The following is a 278-nucleotide window of genomic DNA, read 5'->3' as shown; positions in this document are numbered from 1 at the left end:
ACCATCTTCTACGCAGACCATCGGACAGAGGCTGTCCACGAACACAACCTGCTGTGGCAGGCTGACATCGACCGCGCCGCGCTTGACCAGCCATCCCAAAGCCTGACGGTATCCGCCAGCGATGCGCTGCACCTGAACACACAGGGATGCGAAATGCAGGCCCGGTTGATCATTGAGCAAGTCCTTGCTTATCGTGGCTTGTCGCAGCCGCTCCCGAACCTCCTGAGCAATGCCGATTTCAGCAACGGAACGACAGGATGGCACCTGAACGCCGACAC

At 59.4% G+C, this 278-nt stretch carries 1 protein-coding gene; it reads right to left on the bottom strand.

All coding sequences use genetic code 11. The annotated features are described in order from the left end of the window. Positions 1-278 (bottom strand): hypothetical protein (locus tag ACCD05_RS31845; RefSeq protein WP_413397671.1); only part of this gene is annotated, 278 nt, incomplete at both ends.

This window comes from Rhizobium sp. Rhizsp42 (assembly GCF_047304155.1).
Taxonomy (GTDB): domain Bacteria; phylum Pseudomonadota; class Alphaproteobacteria; order Rhizobiales; family Rhizobiaceae; genus Rhizobium.
Note: the sequence above shows the minus strand (reverse complement) of the source record. Positions and strands in the feature narration are given on the sequence as shown.